The sequence below is a fragment of the Catenuloplanes atrovinosus genome (assembly GCF_031458235.1).
GTDB classification, from domain to species: Bacteria; Actinomycetota; Actinomycetes; order Mycobacteriales; family Micromonosporaceae; genus Catenuloplanes; species Catenuloplanes atrovinosus.
Genome location: NZ_JAVDYB010000001.1, coordinates 4,165,759 through 4,186,843, shown reverse-complemented (window position 1 = coordinate 4,186,843; position 21,085 = coordinate 4,165,759). Strand labels below are relative to the sequence as shown.

At 73.8% G+C, this 21,085-nt stretch carries 14 protein-coding genes; 12 read left to right on the top strand and 2 right to left on the bottom strand.

Translation table 11 applies throughout. The features are described from left to right. Positions 1-6 precede the first annotated feature (6 nt). Together J2S41_RS18780 and J2S41_RS18775 are read left to right on the top strand one after the other, a co-directional pair. A complete protein-coding gene (locus J2S41_RS18780) occupies positions 7-5,571 on the top strand; it encodes a non-ribosomal peptide synthetase (protein WP_310369186.1) in 5,565 nt (1,854 codons plus the stop codon). Continuing rightward, positions 5,568-6,641: a glucose-1-phosphate thymidylyltransferase gene (locus J2S41_RS18775; RefSeq protein WP_310369185.1), complete on the top strand. Its 1,074-nt coding sequence runs from the start codon at positions 5,568-5,570 to the stop codon at positions 6,639-6,641. Before J2S41_RS18780 ends, J2S41_RS18775 begins: the two co-directional genes overlap by 4 nt. A 51-nt stretch (positions 6,642-6,692) precedes the next feature. On the opposite strand, the gene J2S41_RS18770 is transcribed toward J2S41_RS18775, so the two are convergent. Together J2S41_RS18770 and J2S41_RS18765 are read right to left on the bottom strand one after the other, a co-directional pair. After that, entirely contained in the window at positions 6,693-7,295 is a 603-nt protein-coding gene (locus J2S41_RS18770; RefSeq protein WP_310369184.1) for a dTDP-4-dehydrorhamnose 3,5-epimerase family protein, read from the bottom strand. Between the two features lie 14 nt (positions 7,296-7,309). Then, positions 7,310-8,524, bottom strand: a complete 1,215-nt coding sequence (locus J2S41_RS18765; protein ID WP_310369183.1) for a methyltransferase domain-containing protein — start codon at positions 8,522-8,524, stop codon at positions 7,310-7,312. A 339-nt stretch (positions 8,525-8,863) separates the two neighbouring features. On the opposite strand from J2S41_RS18765, the gene J2S41_RS18760 reads away from it, so the two are divergent. The 10 genes from J2S41_RS18760 (at position 8,864) to J2S41_RS18715 (ending at position 21,054) form a co-directional block, all read left to right on the top strand. After that, entirely contained in the window at positions 8,864-10,078 is a 1,215-nt protein-coding gene (locus J2S41_RS18760; RefSeq protein ID WP_310369182.1) for a glycosyltransferase, read from the top strand. Positions 10,079-10,136: 58 nt separating this feature from the next. Then, positions 10,137-11,348 carry a glycosyltransferase gene (locus J2S41_RS18755; RefSeq protein WP_310369181.1) on the top strand — a complete coding sequence of 404 codons (1,212 nt, stop codon included), beginning with the start codon at positions 10,137-10,139 and terminating at the stop codon, positions 11,346-11,348. Between the two features lie 36 nt (positions 11,349-11,384). Next, positions 11,385-12,506: a DegT/DnrJ/EryC1/StrS family aminotransferase gene (locus J2S41_RS18750; RefSeq protein ID WP_310369180.1), complete on the top strand. Its 1,122-nt coding sequence runs from the start codon at positions 11,385-11,387 to the stop codon at positions 12,504-12,506. A 26-nt stretch (positions 12,507-12,532) separates the two neighbouring features. After that, positions 12,533-13,921 (top strand): NDP-hexose 2,3-dehydratase family protein, encoded by a 1,389-nt coding sequence (locus J2S41_RS18745; RefSeq protein WP_310376415.1) that lies wholly within the window; start codon positions 12,533-12,535, stop codon positions 13,919-13,921. A 59-nt stretch (positions 13,922-13,980) separates the two neighbouring features. Beyond that, positions 13,981-15,135 (top strand): glycosyltransferase, encoded by a 1,155-nt coding sequence (locus J2S41_RS18740; RefSeq protein ID WP_310369179.1) that lies wholly within the window; start codon positions 13,981-13,983, stop codon positions 15,133-15,135. 176 nt (positions 15,136-15,311) lie between these two features. Further along, a complete protein-coding gene (locus J2S41_RS18735) occupies positions 15,312-17,186 on the top strand; it encodes an ABC transporter ATP-binding protein (protein WP_310369178.1) in 1,875 nt (624 codons plus the stop codon). A 64-nt stretch (positions 17,187-17,250) separates the two neighbouring features. After that, positions 17,251-17,460 carry an MbtH family protein gene (locus J2S41_RS18730; RefSeq protein WP_310369177.1) on the top strand — a complete coding sequence of 70 codons (210 nt, stop codon included), beginning with the start codon at positions 17,251-17,253 and terminating at the stop codon, positions 17,458-17,460. 56 nt (positions 17,461-17,516) lie between these two features. Next, positions 17,517-18,692 (top strand): cytochrome P450, encoded by a 1,176-nt coding sequence (locus J2S41_RS18725; protein WP_310369176.1) that lies wholly within the window; start codon positions 17,517-17,519, stop codon positions 18,690-18,692. A 21-nt stretch (positions 18,693-18,713) separates the two neighbouring features. Next, positions 18,714-19,868, top strand: coding sequence for a cytochrome P450 (locus tag J2S41_RS18720; RefSeq protein WP_310369175.1), 1,155 nt, complete (start codon positions 18,714-18,716; stop codon positions 19,866-19,868). Then, positions 19,858-21,054, top strand: a complete 1,197-nt coding sequence (locus J2S41_RS18715) for a cytochrome P450 (protein WP_310369174.1) — start codon at positions 19,858-19,860, stop codon at positions 21,052-21,054. Before J2S41_RS18720 ends, J2S41_RS18715 begins: the two co-directional genes overlap by 11 nt. Positions 21,055-21,085: the final 31 nt, after the last annotated feature.

Sequence of the window (21,085 nt, the reverse complement as noted above, 5' to 3'; positions counted from 1 at the left end):
TAGACCGTGACCATCGACGACACTCGTGCGAAGCCCCGTTCCACCGTGGAAGACGTCTGGCCGCTGTCGCCGCTCCAGGAGGGGATGCTCTACCACACCGCGCTCGACGCGGACGGGCCGGACACGTACACCGTGCAGTCCGTCTACGGCATCGACGGGCCGCTGGACGCGGCGCGGCTGCGGGCGTCCTGGCAGGCGCTCGTGGACCGGCACGCCGCGCTGCGCGCCTGCTTCCGCTACGTCAGCGGCGCGCAGATGGTGCAGGTGATCCAGCGGGACGTGGAGATCCCGTGGCGCGAGACCGACCTGACCGGGCTGCCGGACGACCTGGCCGACGGCGAGGTGAGCCGGGTGGCCGAGGAGGAGATGGCCGAGCGGCTCCGCCTGGAGACCGCGCCGCTGATGAAGCTGCACCTGATCCGGCTCGGCCCGGACCGGCACCTGCTGGTGCACACGCTGCACCACGTGCTGGTGGACGGCTGGTCCATGCCGATCCTGCACCGCGAGCTGGCCGCGATCTACGCGGCGGACGGCGACGCGTCCGGGCTGCCGCCCGCGGTGTCCTACCGCGACTACCTCGCCTGGCTGGGCCGGCAGGACAAGGACGCGGCGCGGGCGGCGTGGCGCAACGCGCTCGCCGGGCTGGACACGCCCACCGCGGTCGCGCCCGCCGATCCGGCGCGGGTGCCGGACATCGACACGGTGATGATCGAGCTGCCCGCGGAGCTGACCGACGGCCTGACCCGGCTGGCGCGCGCCCGCGACCTGACCATGAACACCGTGGTGCAGGGCGCGTGGGCGATCGTGCTGGCGCAGCTGGCCGGCCGTACCGACGTGGTGTTCGGCTCCACCTCCTCGGGGCGGCCCGCCGCGCTCGCCCGGGTGGAGTCGATGGTCGGCATGCTGCTCACCACGCTGCCGGTGCGCGCCCGGCTGGACGGCGGGCAGCGCGTCGTCGACCTGCTCGCCGGGCTCCAGCGCACCCAGTCGGCGCTCGGCGCCCACCAGCACCTCGGCCTGCAGGAGGTGCAGGCCGTCGCCGGCCCCGGCGCGGTCTTCGACACGCTCGTCATCTACGAGAACTTCCCGCGCACCGGGCTCGACCGGCCGGCCGGCGACGGCCTGCACATGCGACCGGTGCGGAAGGGACGGGACGCCTCGCACTACCCGTTCACGCTGGTCTCCGGCCCGGGCGAGCGCATGCCGGTGATCCTGAACTACGACCGGGGCCTGTTCGGCCGCGAGGTCGCCGAGTCGGTCGCCGGCGCGATCGCCCGCGTGCTGGAGCGGCTGGTCGCCGACCCGGACGTGCCGGTCGGCCGGCTGACGCTGCTCGGCGAGGCCGAGCGCGCCACGGTGGTGGACGAGTGGAACGCGACCGCGGGGCCGGTGCCCGGCGCGTCCGTGCCGGAGCTGTTCGCCCGGCGGGTGGCCGCGGCACCGGACGCGGTGGCGATCGCCGGCCCGGACGGCGCGGAACTCACCTACGCGCAGGCCGACGCGGCGTCGAACCGGCTGGCGTCCTACCTGATCGAACGCGGCGTCCGGCGCGGCGACCGGGTGGGCGTGGCCATGGAGCGGTCCGCGGACCTGCCGATCGTGTTCCTGGCGATCTGGAAGGCCGGTGCCGCGTACGTGCCGGTGGACATCGCGCACCCGGCCGAGCGGATCGCGTTCGTGCTGGACGGCGCCGGCGTCTCGGCGGTCGTCTGCACGGCGGCCACCGGCGAGGCGCTGCCCGGCCGTACCCTCGTGGTCCTGGACGCTCCGGAGACGCGCGCGGCCGTGGACCGCTGCGCCGCCACGGCGCCGGCCGCCCGGATCGGCGCCGACGACCTGGCGTACGTCATGTACACGTCCGGCTCCACCGGTGAGCCGAAGGGCGTGGCCGTCCCGCACGGCGCGGTGGCCGGCCTGGCGGGCGACGCCGGCTGGCGGATCGGCCCCGGCGACGGTGTCCTGATGCACGCCACGCACGTCTTCGACCCCTCGCTGTACGAGATGTGGGTGCCGCTCGTCACGGGCGGCCGGGTCCTGGTCGCCGAGCCGGGCGTGGTCGACGCGGGCGGCATCCGCGAGGCCGTGGCCCGGGGCGCGACCGCGGTGCACCTGACCGCCGGCACGTTCCGCGCGCTGGCGGAGTCCTCCCCGGACTGCTTCACCGGCCTGCGCGAGGTCGGGACCGGCGGCGACGTGGTGCCCGCCCACACGGTGGAGCAGCTGCGGCGGGCCCGGCCCGGCCTGGTGGTGCGCAACACGTACGGGCCGACCGAGACCACGCTGTGCGCCACCTGGAAGCCGATCGAGCCGGGCGAGGCGGTCGGGCCGGAGCTGCCGATCGGCCGCCCGATGACCAACCGCAGGATCTACCTGCTCGACGCCTTCCTGCGCCCGGTTCCGCCGGGCGTGACCGGCGAGCTGTACATCGCGGGCACCGGCCTGGCGCGCGGCTACCTGGCCCGGCCGGACCTGACCGCCGAACGATTCGTGGCCTGCCCGTTCCTCGACGGCGAACGCATGTACCGCACCGGCGACCTGGCACGCTGGAACCGCGACGGCGAGGTGGTGTTCCTCGGCCGCGCCGACGACCAGGTGAAGATCCGCGGGTTCCGGGTGGAGCTGGCCGAGGTGGAGGCCGTGCTGGCGGCCCAGCCGGGCGTCCGCGAGGCGGTCGTGGTGGCGCGCGAGGACCAGCCGGGTGAGCGGCGGCTGGTCGGCTACGTCGTCTCCGACGCCGGCGAGGTGGACACCGAGGAGATCCGGCGGCGGATGGGCCTGGTGCTGCCCGCCTACATGGTGCCCGTGGCGATCGTCGGGCTGGTCAGCCTGCCCGTCACCGCCAACAGCAAGGTCGACCGCCGGGCGCTGCCCGCCCCGGACCTGGCCGGCGGCGCGTCCGCGAAGGCGCCGGAGAGCGAGACGGAGAAGGTGCTGTGCGCGCTCTACGCCGAGATCCTCGGCGTCGAGCGGGCCGGCGTCGACGACGCCTTCCACGAACTGGGCGGCAGCTCGGCGCTGGCCATGCGGCTGATCGCGCGCATCCGCGAGGAGCTCGGCGCGGATCTGCCCATCCGGCAGCTGTTCTCCTCGCCCACGCCGGCCGGCGTGGCCCGCGCGCTGGCCGCGAAGTCCCGCCCGGCGCTGGAGCCGGTCACCCGGCCGGAGCGGGTGCCGCTCACCGCCCGGCAGCTGCGGGCCTGGCTGCTGGCCGGCCCGTCGGAGGAGACCCGCGGGCTGCACGTGTCGGTGGCGCTGCGCCTGCGCGGCCGCCTGGACGTGCCCGCGCTGGAGGCGGCGATCGGCGACGTGGCCGTCCGCCACGAGATCCTGCGCACCACGTTCCCCGGCGGCGCCGAGGACGTGCACCAGCACGTTCACGAGACCGCGGCGGTACGGCTGACGCCGGTCCCGGCCGCGGAGGAGGACCTTCCCGGGCTGCTGGCCGAGCGGCGCGAGCGGCCGTTCGACCTCACCCGGGACCTGCCGTGGCGCTGCGACCTGTTCGCGCTCGGCGAGCGTGAGCACGTGCTGAGCGTGACAATGCACCGGATCGTCGCGGACGACGAGTCGATGGACGTGTTCTTCCGGGACCTCGCGGCCGCGTACGGCGCGCGCCGTGCCGGCCGCGCCCCGGAGCGCGCGCCGCTGGTCCTCCAGTTCGCCGACTACGCGATCTGGGAGGGACGGCTGCTCGACGGCGCGCGCGAGCAGGACAGCCTGATGAGCGACCAGGTGGGCTTCTGGCGCAACCACCTGGCCGGGATCGACGGGGAGACGGTGCTGCCGGTCGACCGCCCCCGGGCGGCCATCCCGTCCCGGCGGGCCGGCACGGTCCCGGTGCGGCTCGGCGCCGGCGCGCACGCCCGGCTGGCGAGGACGGTGGAGGCGGCCGGCGCCGACACGCTCCAGACGGTGCACGCCGCGCTCGCCATGCTGCTGGTCGCGTACGGTGCGGGCGAGGACCTGGTGATCGGCACGACGCTGCCGCGCGACGAGGACCTGATCGACCTGGAGCCGATGATCGGGCCGTTCGCCAGGCCGTTCCCGGTGCGTACGGACCTCTCCGCCGATCCGACGTTCCTGGAGGTCGTCGCGCGCGTGCAGGAGGCGGTCCGGGAGGCGCGCCAGCACCTGGACGTGCCGTTCGAGCGGATTCCGGAGCTGCTCGGCCTGCCCGCCTCGCTCTCCCGGCACCCGGTGTTCCAAGTCGGGCTGCGGGTGAGCGAGGAGGACAGCGTCGCCTGGGACGCCGCGGACCTGCCCGCGCTGCGGACCACCGCGGAGCCCGCCGGGGTGGAGGCGATCGAGCTGGACCTGGCGTTCGCGCTCACCGAGCGCCGCGACGACGAGGACGACGAGGCCGGCATCGACGGCATCCTGCACTACGCCGCGGACCTGTTCGACGAGGACACCGCCGAGACGCTGGCCCGGCGGCTGGTCCGCGTGCTGGAGCAGGTCGCGGAGGACCCCGGCCGGCGGATCAGCGAGCTGGACGTGCTGCTGGACGACGCCCGGCGCGACGATCCGGTGATCGCGCCGGTCCGCTGGTCCGGTGCCGTGCCGGAGGCGGTCGCGGACCTGGCCGGCCCGCTCGGCGCGCTGTTGCTCGACGACCGGCGGCGCCCGGTCGCGCCCGGCGCCGTCGGTGAGCTGTACGTGACCGGCCCCGCGGTGGACGCGGGCGAGCCCTGCCCGTTCGGGCCGGCCGGGCGGCGGATGGTGCGTACCGGCCTGCTCGCCCGCGAGAACTCCGCCGGGGAACTGCACGTGGTGGGGGAGCGCCGCGGTTCGGGCGCCTCGGTGAAGACCGGCGACTACGAGGTGCTGCTGCCGCTGCGCGCGACCGGCGACCGCCCGCCGCTCTTCTGCGTCCACGCGAGCGGCGGCCTCAGCTGGAACTACGGGCCGTTGCTGCGGCACCTGCCGGCGAACCAGCCGGTCTACGGCGTGCAGGCGCGCGGCCTGGCCCGCACGGAGGCGCTCCCCGGCAGCGTCGAGGAGATGGCCGCCGACTACGTCGCGCAGATCCGCACCGTGCAGCCGTCCGGGCCGTACCACCTGCTGGGCTGGTCCCTCGGCGGGCGGATCGCGCAGGCGATGACCGTGCTGCTGGAGGCGGCCGGCGAGCGGGTCGGCCTGCTGGCGCTGCTCGACGCGTACCCGGTCTACATGGGACGGAACGCGAAGGGCACGCCGACCGAGGAGGCCGCGCGCGACGAGGAGGCGCTCGAGAAGCGGAAGCAGCAGGAGCTGGAGCTGGCCGGCCAACTGGTCCAGGGCGGCGGCGCCCGGGCCCGCCTGGAGGCGGTGATGCGGAACCTCTGGACCGTCGGCCCGGATCACACGGCCGCGCCGTTCAGCAGCGACGTGCTGCTGTTCGTGGCCACGGTGGACCGTCCCGCGCACCTGCCCGTGGCCGAGGCGATCGCCAGCTGGCAGGACCTGACCGGCGGGGCGATCGAGCCGCACGAGATCGAGGTCAACCACTACGAGATGGTGCAGCCCGCGGCGCTGGCCCGGATCGGGGCGGTCGTCGCCGAGAAGCTCCGGCGCCCGGGAGCGGCGGCGTGAAGGCGCTGATACCGGCGGGAGGTGCGGGGACCCGGCTGCGGCCGATCACCCACACCTCCGCCAAACAGCTCATCCCGATCGCGAACAAGCCGGTCATCTTCTACGTGCTGGAGTCGATCGCCGAGGCCGGCATCACCGAGGTCGGCATCGTGGTGGGCGACACGGCGGAGGAGGTCCGGCGGGCCATCGGCGACGGGTCGGACTGGGGCCTGCGGGTGACCTACCTGCCGCAGGCGGCCCCGCTCGGCCTGGCGCACACGGTGCTCATCGCCCGCGAGTTCCTGGGCGACGACGACTTCGTGATGTACCTCGGCGACAACTTCCTGATCGGGGGCATCACCGGGCTGGTCGAGCAGTTCCGCGCCGACCGGCCCGCCGCGCAGATCATGCTGACCAAGGTCGCCGATCCGCGCGCGTTCGGGGTGGCGGAGCTGGACGTCGAGGGGCGGCTGATCGGGCTGGAGGAGAAGCCCCGGCACCCCAAGAGCGATCTGGCGCTGGTCGGCGTCTTCCTCTTCACCGCCGCGGTGCACCCGATCGTGGCCGGCCTGACGCCCTCGGCCCGGGGCGAACTGGAGATCAGCCACGCGATCTCCGGGCTGATGCACGCCGGCCATCCGGTGGTGACGACGATAACCGAGGGCTACTGGAAGGACACCGGCAACGTCGCCGACATCCTGGAGGTCAACCGGCTGGTCCTGGAGGGGCTGGAACCGGAGATCGCCGGCGTGGTGGACGACGCCTCGGAGCTGATCGGCCGGGTGACGGTGGGTCCGGGCGCGGTGGTGCGCGGCTCCCGCATCGTGGGGCCGGTGATCATCGGGGCCGGCTCCGTGGTGGAGAACTCCTACGTGGGGCCGTTCACCTCGGTCGCGGAGGACTGCCGGATCATCGAGAGCGAGCTGGAGTACTCCGTGGTGCTCGGCAGCTCGGTGATCCGCGGCGTGGGGCGGATCGAGGCGTCGCTGATCGGCCGCGAGGTGGAGGTCATCCCGGCGCCGCGCACGCCCCGGGCACACCGGCTGCTGCTCGGCGACCACAGCCGGGTCCAGGTGTGCGCATACCTGTGAACGGGCCGGCGGAGGCGCTCGACCGCGGGTCGGGCACCTCCGCCGGCCGCGTCACCGGCCGGGCCGGATCGCGAGCGCGGCCTCGTAGCTGGGCAGCAGCCCGCGGGCCAGCGCCTCGCTCAGCGTGACCGCCCGCCGGTCCCGGTCGGACAGCACCGGGGTGAGGTCGCGCGGGATCGGCAGCTCCAGCGCGGGGTCCAGGGCGGCGACCGCGAGTTCGTTCTCCGGCCGGTACTCGGTGGAGAGCAGGTAGGTCATCACGGTCTCGTCCTCCAGGGCGACGAACGCGTGCCCCACCCCGACCGGGAGGTAGACGGCCGGGAAGTCCGGGCCGGCCAGCTCCACCGCGTCGTGGACGCCGAACGTGGGGCTGCCCACCCGCAGGTCGACCACGATGTCGAGCACCCGGCCGCGCGGGCAGTAGACGTACTTGGCGCAGCCGGGCGGGGTGGCGGTGTAGTGCACGCCCCGCACCACCCCGCGCCGGGACACGCTGTAGCTGCACTGGGCCACCGGGAACAGCGGATGGCCGAGCGCCTCGACGAAGACCGCGCGCTGGTACGGCGACAGGAAGACGCCGCGGTCGTCCGGGAAGGCGGGCGTGGTGAACGCGTACGCTCCGCCGACCGCGAGCTGACGTGCTCGTTCCGACATGCCGGGCTCCGTCCTCAGCTGACGTGCACGTCGGGCACGTACCGGATCCACTTCCCGCCCGCCGCGCGGAACCCCTGCTCCTTCGCCATGATCTCGTCGGCGTGGTTCCACGCGAACAGCAGCGCGTAGCCGGGGTACGGGTCGGCGAACGCCTCCGCGGGCCGTACCGGGATGTGCATGCCCGGCGTGAGCCGGCCCTGCTTGGCCGGCGTCGTGTCGCACACGAACTCGACCAGCTCCGGCCCGATGCCGGCGTAGTTGGTGACGGTCGCGCTCTTGGCGGTGGCGCCGTAGCCGACCACCCGGTGGCCCTCGTCGCGCAGCCGCCGCAGCAGCGCCCGCAGGTCGTCCCGGATGCGCGCGGTGCCGGCCGCGAAGCGGCGCAGCGTCGCCGGGTCGGCCAGGCCCCGGGCCCGCTCCTCGGCGATCAGCGTGGCGACCGCGTCCGACGGCGTGCGCGCCCCGGCGTGGGCGACGGTGTAGCGCACCTCGCCGCCGTGCACCGGCAGCCGCCGCACGTCGACCAGTTCCAGGCCGAACGGGGCGACCATGGCCTGCACCGAGCGGGCGGTGAAGAAGTAGAAGTGCTCGTCGTAGATCTGGTCGAAGGACGTCTTCGCCACGATGTCACCGAAGTAGGGGTCCTCGAAGACGAAGACGCCGTCCGGCGCGAGCAGCGTGCGGATGCCCTCCAGCACCGAGCGCATGTACGGGATGTGGCAGATCGTGTTGGCCGAGAAGATGACGTCCGCGGCCCCCTCCTCGCGCCGCGCGTCGGCCGCGGTGCCGGCGTCGAAGAACTCGTTGCGCACGTGGACCCCGTACTCCATCGAGGCCGCCGCGACCTTGCCGGACGGCTCGAAGCCGAGGTGCCGCGCGCCCGCGTCGTGCACGGTCCGCAGCAGCACGCCGTCGTTGCTGCCGATCTCCACCACGAACGGGTCCGGGCCGGCCGCGGCCAGCAGCGTGCGCGCGGTGCGCTGGAAGTGTTCGCGCATCACCGAGGAGCCGGAGGAGTAGTACGGGTAGTCCGTGTGGAACATCTTCTCGCGCGGAACCTGCTCGACGAGCTGCACCATCGTGCACGCCGGGCAGGCGCCGACCGCGAGCCGGTACATGAACTCGTCCGGCAGATCGCGCTCGGTCAGGAAGGCGTCGGCGAGCGGCTGCCGGCCGAGGTCCAGGAACTCCTCGAGCGCGCCGCCGCAGATCTGGCAGGTGTGGGGCATGGTGGCTCCTTCCGGGGTCGGGCATCCGCCCGACCTGGACTAAACCATCACGCATCGATGAGGGCGAGAGCGCCGGCAAGACAGTCGATTCCGTCCAAGTGTCCGAAGCGGTCGGTTGGACCGGTCGTGGACACCGTCATTGTTCAGCAGAATCGGCGCTGATGGCGAAAGTCGCCGATTCATCCATCCGATAAGGATTTGTCAGCGCGTTGACGACCGCCGTGGTGCCCTCCGGTGACGACCCGGTCGATTCCGGCGCCGCACGACCCCATTCCGCGTACGCCGGCGGAATGGGGCGATCGGTCGATGCCGAGAACCCGCGGAATAGGAGAATGCGCGATGCGTGTGCTGTTGTCCACGTCCGGCAGCCGGGGCGACGTCGAACCGATGGTGGCGCTGGCGGTGCGGCTGCGGGAGCTCGGCGCCGAGGTGCGGATGTGCGCGTCCCCGGACTCGGCGGACCGGCTGGCCGAGGCCGGCGTGCCGCTGGTGCCGGTGGGCCGGTCGGCCCGGAGCGTGATGAACGGCGCGCGGCCCCGGCCCGAGGACGCGCCGCGGCTCGCGGCCGAGGCGATGGCCGAGCAGTTCGAGACCGTCCCGGCGGCGGCCGAGGGGTGCGACGCGGTGGTGGCGACCGGCGTGCTGGCCGCCGCGGTCGCGGTCCGGTCGGTGGCCGAGGCGCAGGGCATCCCGTACTTCTACGGCTTCTACTGCCCGATCTTCGTGCCGTCGCCGCACTACCCGCCACCGCCGCCGCTCGGCGAGCCGTCCGCGGCGGACGGAGCCGGCAACCGGGAGCTGTGGGACCGGAACAACCGGCACGCGCTCCGCCGGTTCGGCGATCCGCTCAACCGCCGCCGGGCGGAGCTCGGCCTGCCGCCGGTGGAGGACGTCTTCGGGTACGGCTTCACCGACCGCCCGCTGCTGGCCGCGGACCCGGTCCTGGCGCCGCTGCGGCCGACGGATCTCGCGGTCGTGCAGACCGGCGCCTGGATCACGCCCGACGACCGGCCGCTGCCCGCGGACCTGACCGCGTTCCTGGAGGCCGGTCCGCCTCCGGTGTACGTCGGATTCGGTAGCATGCGCGCGCCCGCGGACGCCGCCAGGGTGGCGGTCGACGCGATCCGCGCCCAGGGCTGCCGGGTGATCCTCTCCCGCGGCTGGGCCGGCCTGGCGCTGCCCGAGGACCACGCCGACTGCATCGCCGTCGGCGAGGTGAACCACCAGGCGCTGTTCCGCCGGGTGGCCGCGGTCGTCCACCACGGCGGCGTCGGCACCACCACCGCGGCCGCCCGGGCCGGCGCTCCGCAGGTCGTCGTGCCGCAGCTGGTGGACCAGCCGTACCTCGCGGGCCGGGTGGCGGCGCTGGGCATCGGCGCGGCGCACGACGGCCCGACCCCGACCGTCGAGTCGCTGTCGGCCGCGCTCGCGACGGCACTGAGCCCGCGGACCCGCGAGCGTGCCGCCGCCGTGGCCGGCACGATCCGCGCCGACGGGGCCACGGTGGCCGCGCGGCTGCTGCTCGACGTGGCCGAGTCCGCCGTCCCCGCCTGAGCCGTCCGCGCCGGAGGGCGCGGGAACGCGCCGGGCCCCGTTGAAGAGGAGGTACGAGATGCGTGTGCTGCTGACCACCTGCGGAAGCCGCGGCGACGTGGAACCGCTGGTGGCGCTGGGCGTGCGGCTGCGAGAGCTGGGCGCGGAGGTGCTGATGTGCGCGCCGCCGCTGGCCGCCGAGCGGCTGGCCGAGGTGGACGTGCCGCTGGTGCCGATCGGCCGGGCGATGCGCATGATGCTGCGCCGGCGGCCGACGCCCGAGGAGGAGCGGCGGATGGCGTACGAGGCCGTCGCCATGCAGTTCGACCAGGTACCGCCGGCGGCCGAGGGCTGCGACGCGGTGGTGACGACCGGGGAGCTGTCCGCCGCGGTCGCGGTGCGGTCGGTCGCCGAGCGGCTCGGCATTCCGTACTTCTACGCCACCCACGCACCGGTCTACCTGCCGTCGCCGCACCACCCGCCGCCGCTGGACGAGCGGCGTACCCCCGGCGTGACCGACAACCGGGTGCTGTGGGAGCAGCGCGCGCAGCGGTTCCGCGACCGGTTCGCCGGCCCGGTCAACGATCGGCGGGCCGCGATCGGGCTGCCGCCGGTGGCGGACATCTTCGGGTACGGCCACACCGACCGGCCCTGGATGGCGGCCGATCCGGTCCTGGCACCGCTGCGGCCCGGCCAGGACGCGGTGCAGACCGGCGCCTGGATACTGCCGGACGACCGGCCGCTCTCGGCGGAGCTGGAGGCGTTCCTCGCGGCCGGCCCGCCCGCGGTGTACGTGGGGTTCGGCAGCCAGTCCGGCACCGACGACGCCGCCACCGTGGCGATCGAGGCGATCCGGGCCCGCGGCCTGCGGGTGATCCTGTCCCGCGGCTGGGCCGACCTCGCCGCGCCCGACGACGGCGCCGACTGCCTGGTCGTCGAGGAGACCAACCTGCAGGTGCTGTTCGGCCGGGTGGCCGCGGTCGTCCACCACGGCAGCGCGGGCACGACCACCGTGGCCACCCGCGCCGGCAGCCCGCAGATCGTGATCCCCCGGGACACGGACCAGCCGTACTTCGCCGAGCGGGTGGCCGCGCTGGGCGCCGGCGTGGCCCACGACGGCCCGGACCCCACCCGCGAGTCACTGTCGGCCGCGCTCACCACGGCGCTGGCGCCCGGGACACGGGCGCGGGCGGCCGCGGTCGCGGCCACGATCCGCGACGACGCCGCCGCGACGGTCGCGCGCCAGTTGCTCGACACGGTCAGCCGGGAGAGGCCCGCCGCCGCCGTGTGAGGTCAGACCGCCCTTCGACGATCGGGAGCCAGCCCAGTGACCACTCGTGTATGGGATTACCTGCCGGAGTACGCCAAGGAGAAGGACGACATCCTCGACGCGGTGCAGACGGTTTTCGGCTCCGGGCAGTTGGTGCTCGGCGAGAGCGTCCGCGGGTTCGAGGCGGAGTTCGCCGCGTACCACGGGCTCGGCCACGCCACCGGCGTGGACAACGGGACCAACGCGGTGAAGCTCGGCCTCGAGGCGCTGGGCGTCGGGCCCGGCGACGAGGTGATCACCGTGTCGAACACGGCGGCGCCGACCGTGGTGGCGATCGCCGGAGCCGGGGCGACGCCGGTCTTCGTGGACGTGCGCGCCGAGGACTTCCTGATGGACGTCGACCGGGTCGCCGCCGCGATCACGCCACGGACCAGGGCCGTCGTCCCGGTGCATCTCTACGGTCAGTGCGTCGACATGGCGCCGCTGACCGCGCTGGCCGAGCGGCACGGGCTCAAGATCCTGGAGGACTGCGCGCAGGCGCACGGCGCGCGCCGGCACGGGCGGCTGGCCGGGACCATGGGCGACGCCGCGGCGTTCTCGTTCTATCCGACCAAGGTGCTCGGCGCGTACGGCGACGGCGGTGCGGTCCTGACCGCGGACGAGCGGGTGGACCGCGACCTCAAGCAACTGCGCTACTACGGCATGGACAAGGTCTACTACGTCGTGCGCACGCCGGGTCACAACGCCCGGCTGGACGAGGTCCAGGCCGAGATCCTGCGGCGGAAGCTGCGCCGGCTGGACGAGTACATCGCCGGGCGCAACGCGGTCGCCCGCCGGTACGAGGAACGCCTCGGCGACCTCGTCGCGCCGGACGGGCTCCGGCTGCCGGCCACCGCCCCCGGCAACACCCACGTCTACTACGTGTACGTGGTCCGCCACCCCCGCCGCGACGAGATCCTCGAGGCGCTCACGCGTCACGACATCGCGCTGAACATCAGCTACCCGTGGCCGGTGCACACGATGAGCGGCTTCGCCCACCTCGGCTACCGGCCGGGCTCGCTGCCGGTCACCGAGGCGCTGGCCGGCGAGATCTTCTCGCTGCCGATGTACCCGTCGCTGCCCGAGTCCGTGCAGGACCGGGTCATCGACGCGCTCCGTACCGTCCTGGAGACGCTGTGACGGCGGTGAACTCGCGCCCGGCCGTGCTGACCGCGCCCGCCGGCCTGCGCCCCCGCGTCGACGACGCGCTGCCGCACCGGCTGCGGCGCTCGGCGGAGCAGACCGGGCACGGCCACATGATGCGGACCGAGGACTTCCCGCCGTGGTTCGCCGACCGGGCCCGGGCGCACCGGTTCCGGGTCGACCGGATACCGTTCGCCGACCTGGACGGCTGGTCGTTCGCGCCGGGTACGGGCGACCTGGTGCACCGCACCGGCCGATTCTTCAGCGTCGAGGGGCTGTCCGTCACGCTCGGCGAGGGCCTGATCCGCAACTGGGAGCAGCCGATCATCCGCCAGCCGGAGGTCGGCATCCTGGGCATCCTGGTGAAGGAGTTCGACGGCGTCCTGCACTTCCTGCTCCAGGCCAAGATGGAGCCGGGCAACCCGAACCGGCTCCAGCTCTCGCCGACCGTGCAGGCCACCCGCAGCAACTACACCGGCGTGCACCGCGGCGCCGGCGTGCGCTACCTGGAGCACTTCGCCGGCGCGGGCCGCGGCCGGGTGCTCACCGACGTGCTCCAGTCCGAGCACGGCTCCTGGTTCTACCGCAAGTCCAACCGCAACATGCTGGTCGAGGCGGTCGGCGAGGTGGTGCCGCACGAGGACTTCTGCTGGCTCACGCTCGGCCAGATCGGCGAGCTGCTGCGGCTGGACAACGTGGTCAACATGGACGCGCGCACGGTCATCGCCTGCCTGCCGATGGCCGTCCCGGAGTCGGGCGCGCTGCACACCGACGCGGAGCTGCGATCCTGGTTCACCGTCGAGCGGTCCCGGTGGAACGCGGTGGCCGAGCGCCGGCCGCTGGCCGGGATCGCGGGCTGGGAGCGCGGCGCGTGGTCGATCCACCGGCCGGACGGCCGCTACTTCCGGGTGGTGGCGGTCGCGGTGGAGGCGAGCAGCCGGGAGGTGCCGAGCTGGTCGCAGCCGCTGATCGAGCCGACCGGCAAGGGGGTCACCGCGTTCCTGGTCCGGAACATCGGCGGCGTACCGCATCTGCTGGTCCAGGCGAAGCCGGAGGCCGGGTTCCTGGACACGGTGGAGCTGGCCCCGACCGTGCAGTGCGACCCGGCCAACTGGCTGCACCTGCCCGCGCAACACCGCCCACCGTTCCTGGACCTGGTGCTGGCGGCGCCGCCCGAGCGGATTCGCTACGCGGCGACGCACTCCGAGGAGGGCGGTCGGTTCCTCAACGCGGAGAACCGGTACCTGTTGGTCGACGTCACCGCGGACGAGGTCGGGGCGCAACCGCCGCCCGGCTTCCAGTGGGCCACCGCCGGCCAGCTCGGCGACCTGGCCGGCCACGGCCACTACCTCAACGTCCAGGCGCGCACGCTGCTGTCCTGCGTGAACGCCGGCGCCGTGCGGCTGTCCTAGGACCGCCGTCCAGCCGCGCAATGCGGCCGGTTGGACACGCCACCGCCCCGAGGAGAGAGATGCGAGTCCTGTTCTGGTCGCGCGGGCCGCGCGGCGACGTCGAACCGCTGGTGGCGCTGGCCGCGCGGCTGCGGGCACTCGGGGCGGACGCGCGGATGTGCGCGCCGTCGAACTTCGCGGAGCGGCTGGCCGAGACCGGGGTGCCGCTCGTGCTGGCCGACCGCTCGATGCTGGACGGGCCGCGCGAGGCCGGCCGGGGACCGGAGCCCGAGCTGGTGGCCGCGCGGCTCGCCGAGCGGTTCGACACGGTGCCGGCGGTGGCCGAGGGCTGCGACGCGATCGTGGCCAGCGGCCTGCCGTCCGGCGCGGCAGCGGTCCGGTCGGTGGCCGAGAAGCTGGGCATCCGGTACTTCTACGCGATCGCCTCGCCGTACCTGCTGCCCACGCCGGAGCAGCGCGAGTCGTACAACCGGGGTGCCGACCGGATGTTCGGCGGCCCGCTCAACGAGCGGCGCGCGTCGATCGGCCTGCCGCCGGTGCGGAACGTCTACGACTACTACTGCACCGACCGGCCGTGGCTGGCCGCGGACCCGGTGCTGGCGCCGCCGCGGCCGGGCGCCGGCGCGGCGCCGACCGGTGCGTGGATGCTGCCCGACGAGCGGCCGCTGGCGCCCGCGCTGGAGGCGTTCCTGCGGGCCGGTCCGCCCCCGGTGTACCTCGGTTTCGGCAGCGGGCCGGCGCCCGCCGAAGTGACGCGGGTGGCCGTGGCGGCGGTCCGGGCGCGGGGCGGGCGGCTGATCATCTCCCGCGGGTGGGCCGGCCTGACGCAGCCCGGCGACGGGGACGACTGCCTCGCGATCGGCGAGGTGAACCTGCGGGCGCTGTTCGGCCGGGTGGCGGTCGCCGTCCACCACGGCGGCACGGGCACGACGCACGTGGCCACGCTGGCCGGCGTACCCCAGATCGTGGTGCCCCAGATCGCGGATCAGCCGCGGTACGCCGAGCGGGTCGCCGAACTCGGGATCGGCGTGGCGCACCCGGGCCCGGTCCCCACCGTCGAGTCGCTGTCCGGCGCGCTCGACGCGGTGGCCGCGCCGGAGGTCCGCGCCCGGGCGGCCGCGGTGGCCGGCACCGTCCGCACCGACGGTACGGACGTGGCCGCGCGCCGGCTGTGCGAGGCGATCGGCCGGAACGCGCCGGAAATGGTGGCGTGAACCCACTCGTGGACATCGGCCCGGCTCAGCATGATGTAGATCAATGACTTCGCGAATCCCGTGATAGGGGAACTTTCGTGTCACAGGTAGTGATGCAATTCGGCGGGGAACCCCATCGAAGCGATGATGATCCGGACCCCTGGCAGACCTCGGTCCGCCCGGGAACGGTGCGCAGAGTGCTCGGCTATTTTCGCCCGCACATCGGCAAGGTGGCGATATTCGCCGTCGTCGCGACGCTGGATTCGCTCATCGTGGTCGCCATTCCGCTGCTGCTGATGCAATTGGTCGACGACGGCATTCTGAAGAACGACCTCGGGCTCGTGGCGAGGACCGCCGGCCTGGCCGCCGGGCTCGCCGTGGTCGGCGCCGCGCTGCAACTGGTGTCCGCGTACATCTCCGGGCGGATCGGCGAGGGGGTCACCTACGACCTGCGCATCCAGGCGCTCGACCACGTCCGGCGGATGCCGGTGGCGTTCTTCACCCGAACCCAGACCGGCGTGCTGGTCGGCCGCGTCCACACCGAACTGATCATGGCGCAGCAGGAGTTCGGCTACCTGCTGATGGCGGCCACCAGCGCGCTCACGGTGCTGCTGGTGCTGGCCGAGATGTTCTACCTGTCGTGGTTCGTCGCCGTCATCACGCTGGTGATCATCCCGATCTTCATCGTGCCGTGGATCTACGTGGGAAAGGTGATCCAGCGGCGCACCGGCCGGCAGATGGAGGCGAACGCCGGCCTGGGCGGGCAGCTCCAGGAGCGGCTCAACGTGCAGGGCGCGATGCTCGCCAAGCTGTTCGGCCGCCCGGACGAGGAGATGGCCGAGTACACCCGGCGGGCCGAGCACATCCGCCGGATCGGTGTCAGCATCGCGGTGTGGGGCCGGCTCGCCTTCGTCATGATGGGCCTGATGGCCTCGCTGGCCACCGCGCTGGTCTACGGCATCGGCGGCGCGCTGGTGCTCGACGGCGCGATCGCACTCGGCGCGCTGGTCGCCATCGCCACGCTGCTCGGGCGGCTGTTCGGCCCGATCGTCCAGCTCTCCGGACTGCAGAAGACCGCGCAGACCGTGGTGGTGAGCTTCTCCCGCACGTTCGAGCTGCTCGACCTCGAGCCGCTGATCAAGGAGCGCCCGGGCGCGGTCGCGCTGCCCAGGAACGTGGTGCCGGACGTCGAGTTCGAGAACGTCTCGTTCCGCTACCCCACCGCGGACGAGGTCTCGCTGCCGTCGCTGGAGCACGTGCGGGCCGGGCGTGAGCGCGCGGAATCGATGCAGGACGTGCTGCGCGGGGTGACCCTGCACGTACCGGCCGGCAGCATGACCGCGCTCGTCGGCCCGTCCGGAGCCGGGAAGAGCACGCTCACCCACCTGGTGTCCCGGCTGTACGACCCGAACTCCGGCACCGTCCGCGTCGGCGGGCACGACCTGCGCGACCTCACGTTCGACTCGCTGCGCGAGACCGTGGGCGTGGTCAGCCAGGACGCGTACCTCTTCCACGACACGATCCGGGAGAACCTGCTCTACGCCCGGCCGACCGCCACCGAGGACGACCTGATCGAGGCGTGCCGGGCGGCCCAGATCTGGGACCTGATCAGGTCGCTGCCGAACGGGCTCGACACCGTCACCGGCGATCGCGGCTACCGCATGTCGGGCGGCGAGAAGCAGCGCCTGGCCATCGCGCGGCTGCTGCTGAAGGCGCCCACGGTGGTCGTGCTGGACGAGGCCACCGCGCACCTGGACTCCGAGTCGGAGGCCGCGGTCCAGCGCGCGCTCAAGACCGCGCTGCACAACCGCACCTCACTGGTGATCGCCCACCGGCTGTCCACCATCCGCGAGGCGGACCAGATCCTGGTCATCGACGAGGGACGGGTGCGGGAGCGCGGCACGCACGAGGAACTGCTCGCCCGGAACGGTCTCTACGCGGTGCTCTACCACACGCAGTTCGCGCGGCCGGGCGGCACCGCCGAGCCCGAGGCCCCGGCGGCGGACGCGGCGGAACTCTACGACGACGAGCCCGAGCCGGTGCACTACGTGGTGCGCGGCGGAGGCGGATGACGCGGCCCGGCCGCACCGACATGCCGAGAAGCTCCGGCCCGGCCGGAGCGGGAGAGGACCCACGATGACCAATCCGTTCGACAACGAAGACGGCTCCTTCCTCGTCCTGGTCAACGACGAGGGCCAGCACTCCCTCTGGCCCGCGTTCGCGGAGGTGCCGGCCGGCTGGACCCGCGTGTACGGCGAGGCCACCCGGCGGGAGTGCCTGGCCTACGTCGAGGAGAACTGGACGGACCTGCGGCCCAAGAGCCTGATCGAGCAGGTCGGCGCCTGAGTGACGGTGTCCAGCCGCCCGATGCGGACGGTTGGACGAGCGAAAGGACCCGTGGCGTGTTCGAGAAGATCAACGTCAGCCGCGCCTCGGAGCTGCACCGGCGGGACGGCTTCGACCCGGTGCCGCAGCTCCGCGAGCTGATGGCCGAGGGCCCGCTGACCGTGCTGGGCGCGGAGGAGCAGCCGGGTGGCCGGACCGCGTGGCTCGCCACCGGGTACGACGAGGTCCGCCGCGTGCTCGGCGGCGCCGAATTCAGCGCCCGGCTGCTCTACGGCGGTACCGCGGCCGGCCTGGCCTGGCCCGGCTTCCTGACCCACTACGACCCGCCGGAGCATACGCGGCTGCGCCGGATGGTCGCGCCGGCGTTCGCGGTCCGGCGCATGCAGAGGTTCCAGCCGCAGGTGGAGCGGATCGTCGAGGACAGCCTGGACGCGATCGAGGCGATCGGCGGGCCGGTGGACTTCGTACCGCGCTTCGGCTGGGCGGTGGCGACCACCGCGACCTGCGACTTCCTCGGCATCCCCCGGGACGACCAGGCCGATCTGGCGCGCTGCCTGCACGCCAGCCGGACCGACCGGTCGGACAAGCGGCGGGTCGCGGCCGGGAACAAGTACATGACCTACATGAACAAGGTGGCGGCGCGCGCCCGCCGCGATCCCGGCGACGACATGTTCGGCGTCGTGGTCCGCGAGTACGGCGACGAGATCACCGACGCGGAGCTGACCGGCGTGGCCGCGTTCGTGATGGGCGCGGGCGCGGACCAGGTGGCCCGGTTCCTGGCCGCGGGCGCGTGGCTGATGGCGCTGCACCCCGGGCAGTTCACGCTGCTGCGGGAGAAGCCGGAGGCCGTGCCGGACTGGCTGGACGAGCTGATCCGGTACCTCACCACGGACGAGAAGACCCATCCGCGCGTCGCGATGTCGGACGTGCGGATCGGCGACCACCTCATCAGGGCCGGCGACGCCGTCACCTGCTCGCTGCTGGCCGCGAACCGCCGCGACTTCCCGGACCCGGCGGACGACTTCGACCTGACCCGGGACCGGGTGGAGCATGTCGCGTTCGGGCACGGCATCCATCACTGCCTCGGCCGCTCCATGGCCGAGCTGGTGTTCCGGACCGCGATCCCGGCGCTGGCACACCGCTTTCCCACGCTGCGGCTGGCCGAGCCGGACCGCGAGATCAGGCTGGGGCCGCCGCCGTTCGACGTGGAAGCCCTGCTGCTCGACTGGTGACGCGCACGCATAGGAGATCCGATGGCACTTCCCCTGCCGCATCAGCGCATCCGGCTCGACCCGGTGCCGGAGTTCGACGAGCTGTGTAAGGACGGGCCGATCCACGAGTACGACAGTGAGCCGGGGATGGGCGACCGCAAGCAGTGGCTGGTGACCGGCTACGACGAGGTCCGTGAGATCCTCGCCGACCATCAGCGGTTCAGCTCCGCGCGGCCGGTCGACGACGAGGCGGACCGGGCCCGGCTGCCCGGCATCCTCCAGGCCTACGACCCGCCCGACCACACCCGGCTGCGCAGGACGGTGGCGCCGGCGTACTCGGTCCGGCGGATGGAGCGGCTGCGGTCCCGGATCGAGGAGATCGTCGAGGAGGGCCTGGACGACTTCGAGAGCGTGGGGTCCCCGGCCGACTTCGTCCGGTACGCCGCCTGGCCGATCCCCGCGTTCATCGCCTGCGAGTTCCTCGGCGTGCCCCGCGACGACCAGGGCGAGCTGTCGCGCATGATCCGGGAGACCCGGGAGAGCCGGGTCGCCCGGCAGCGCGTGGCGTCCGGCATGGGCGTCGTCGCCTACACCGAGAAGCTCGCCGCTCGCAAGCGCCGCGACCCCGGCGAGGGGATGCTCGGCGCCCTGATCCGCGAGCACGGTGACGCCGTCACCGACGAGGAACTGGCCGGGCTGGCCGAGGCGAGCCTGACCATGGCGACCGAGCAGATCGCGGCGCAGCTGGCGGTGGCGGTGCTGCTGCTGGTGACCCATCCGGAGCAGTTCACGCTGCTGCGCGAGCGACCCGAGCTGCTGGACGGCGCGATCGAGGAGGTGCTCCGCTTCGGGTCGGTCGTCGAGGCGCCCTCGCCCCGGGTGGCGCGCACCGACGTGCGGGTGGCGGGCCGGGACGTCCACGCCGGCGACGTGGTGACCTGCTCGATCATGGCGATCAACCGGGCGCCGGGGGACCGGTTCGACATCACCCGGCCGGACGTCACCCATCTGGCGTTCGGGCACGGCATCCACCACTGCATCGGTGCGCCGCTGGTCCGGCTGGAACTTCAGGTGATCCTGCCCGCGCTGGTCCGCCGGTTCCCGTCGCTGCGGCTGGCCGTCCCGGAGGAGGAACTGCGCTTCAAGCCGGGCCGGCCGGCGCCCTTCGCGGTGGAGGAGCTTCCCGTTGAGTGGTGAGCACACGCCTCCGCTGCACACGCTCCGGCAGGGCTTCGACCCGGCGGACGAGCTGCGCGCCGCCGGCGGCCTGACCAGGATCACCATCGGGTCCGGCGCGGACGCGGAGTCCACCTGGCTCGCCGCGGACCACGCCGTCGTACGGCAGGTGCTCGGCGACCACCGCCGGTTCAGCACCCGGCGCCGCTTCGACCGGCGGGACGACGGCGGCGGGCCGGGCCTCTTCCGGCCGCGTGAGCTGGTCGGCAACCTGATGGACTACGACCCGCCCGAGCACACCCGGCTCCGGTCGCTGCTGATGCCGGCCTTCACCCAGCGCCGCATGCGCCGCCTGGCACCGCTGATCGACGAGATCGTGGCGGAGCGGCTGGACGCGGTGGAGCGGGCCGGGCCTCCGGCGGACCTGATCGAGCTGGTCGCCGACGTGGTGCCCGGCGCCGTGCTGTGCGAGCTGATCGGGGTGCCGCGGGACGACCGCGCCATGTTCCTGCAGCTGTGCCACCGGCACCTGGACGCGTCGCTGAGCGCCCGGCGGCGCGCGGCCGCGGGCGAGGCGTTCTCCCGCTACCTGGTGACGATGATGGCCAGGGAGCGGAAGGACCCGGGGGAGGGGCTGATCGGGGCGATCGTCGCCGAGCACGGCGACCAGATCACGGACGAGGAGCTGCGGGGCTTCTGCGTGCAGGTCATGCTGGCCGGCGACGACAACATCTCGGGCATGATCGGGCTGGGCGTGCTCGCGCTGCTGCGCCACCCGGAGCAGCTCGCGGCGCTGCGCGGCGACGACAGGTCGGCGGACCGGGCGGTCGACGAGCTGATCCGGTACCTGACCGTGCCGTACGCGCCCACGCCGCGGACCGCGATGGAGGACGTCGCCGTCGGGGACCAGGTGATCAGGAAGGGCGAGACGGTCCTCTGCTCGCTCCCCGCCGCCAACCGCGACCCCGGGCTGTTGCCGGACCCGGACCGCCTCGACGTCACGCGCGACCCGGTCCCGCACGTCGCGTTCGGGCACGGCGTCCACCACTGTCTCGGCTCCGCGCTGGCCCGCCTGGAGCTGCGCGCCGTCTACACCGCGCTGTGGCGGCGCTTCCCGGGCCTGCGGCAGGCCGACCCGGACCTGCCGCCCGCGTTCCGGACGAGCACCCCGGCGTACGGACTGACCAGCCTGACGGTCGCGTGGTGACCGTCATCCGCCCGGACCGGCACGAACAGAA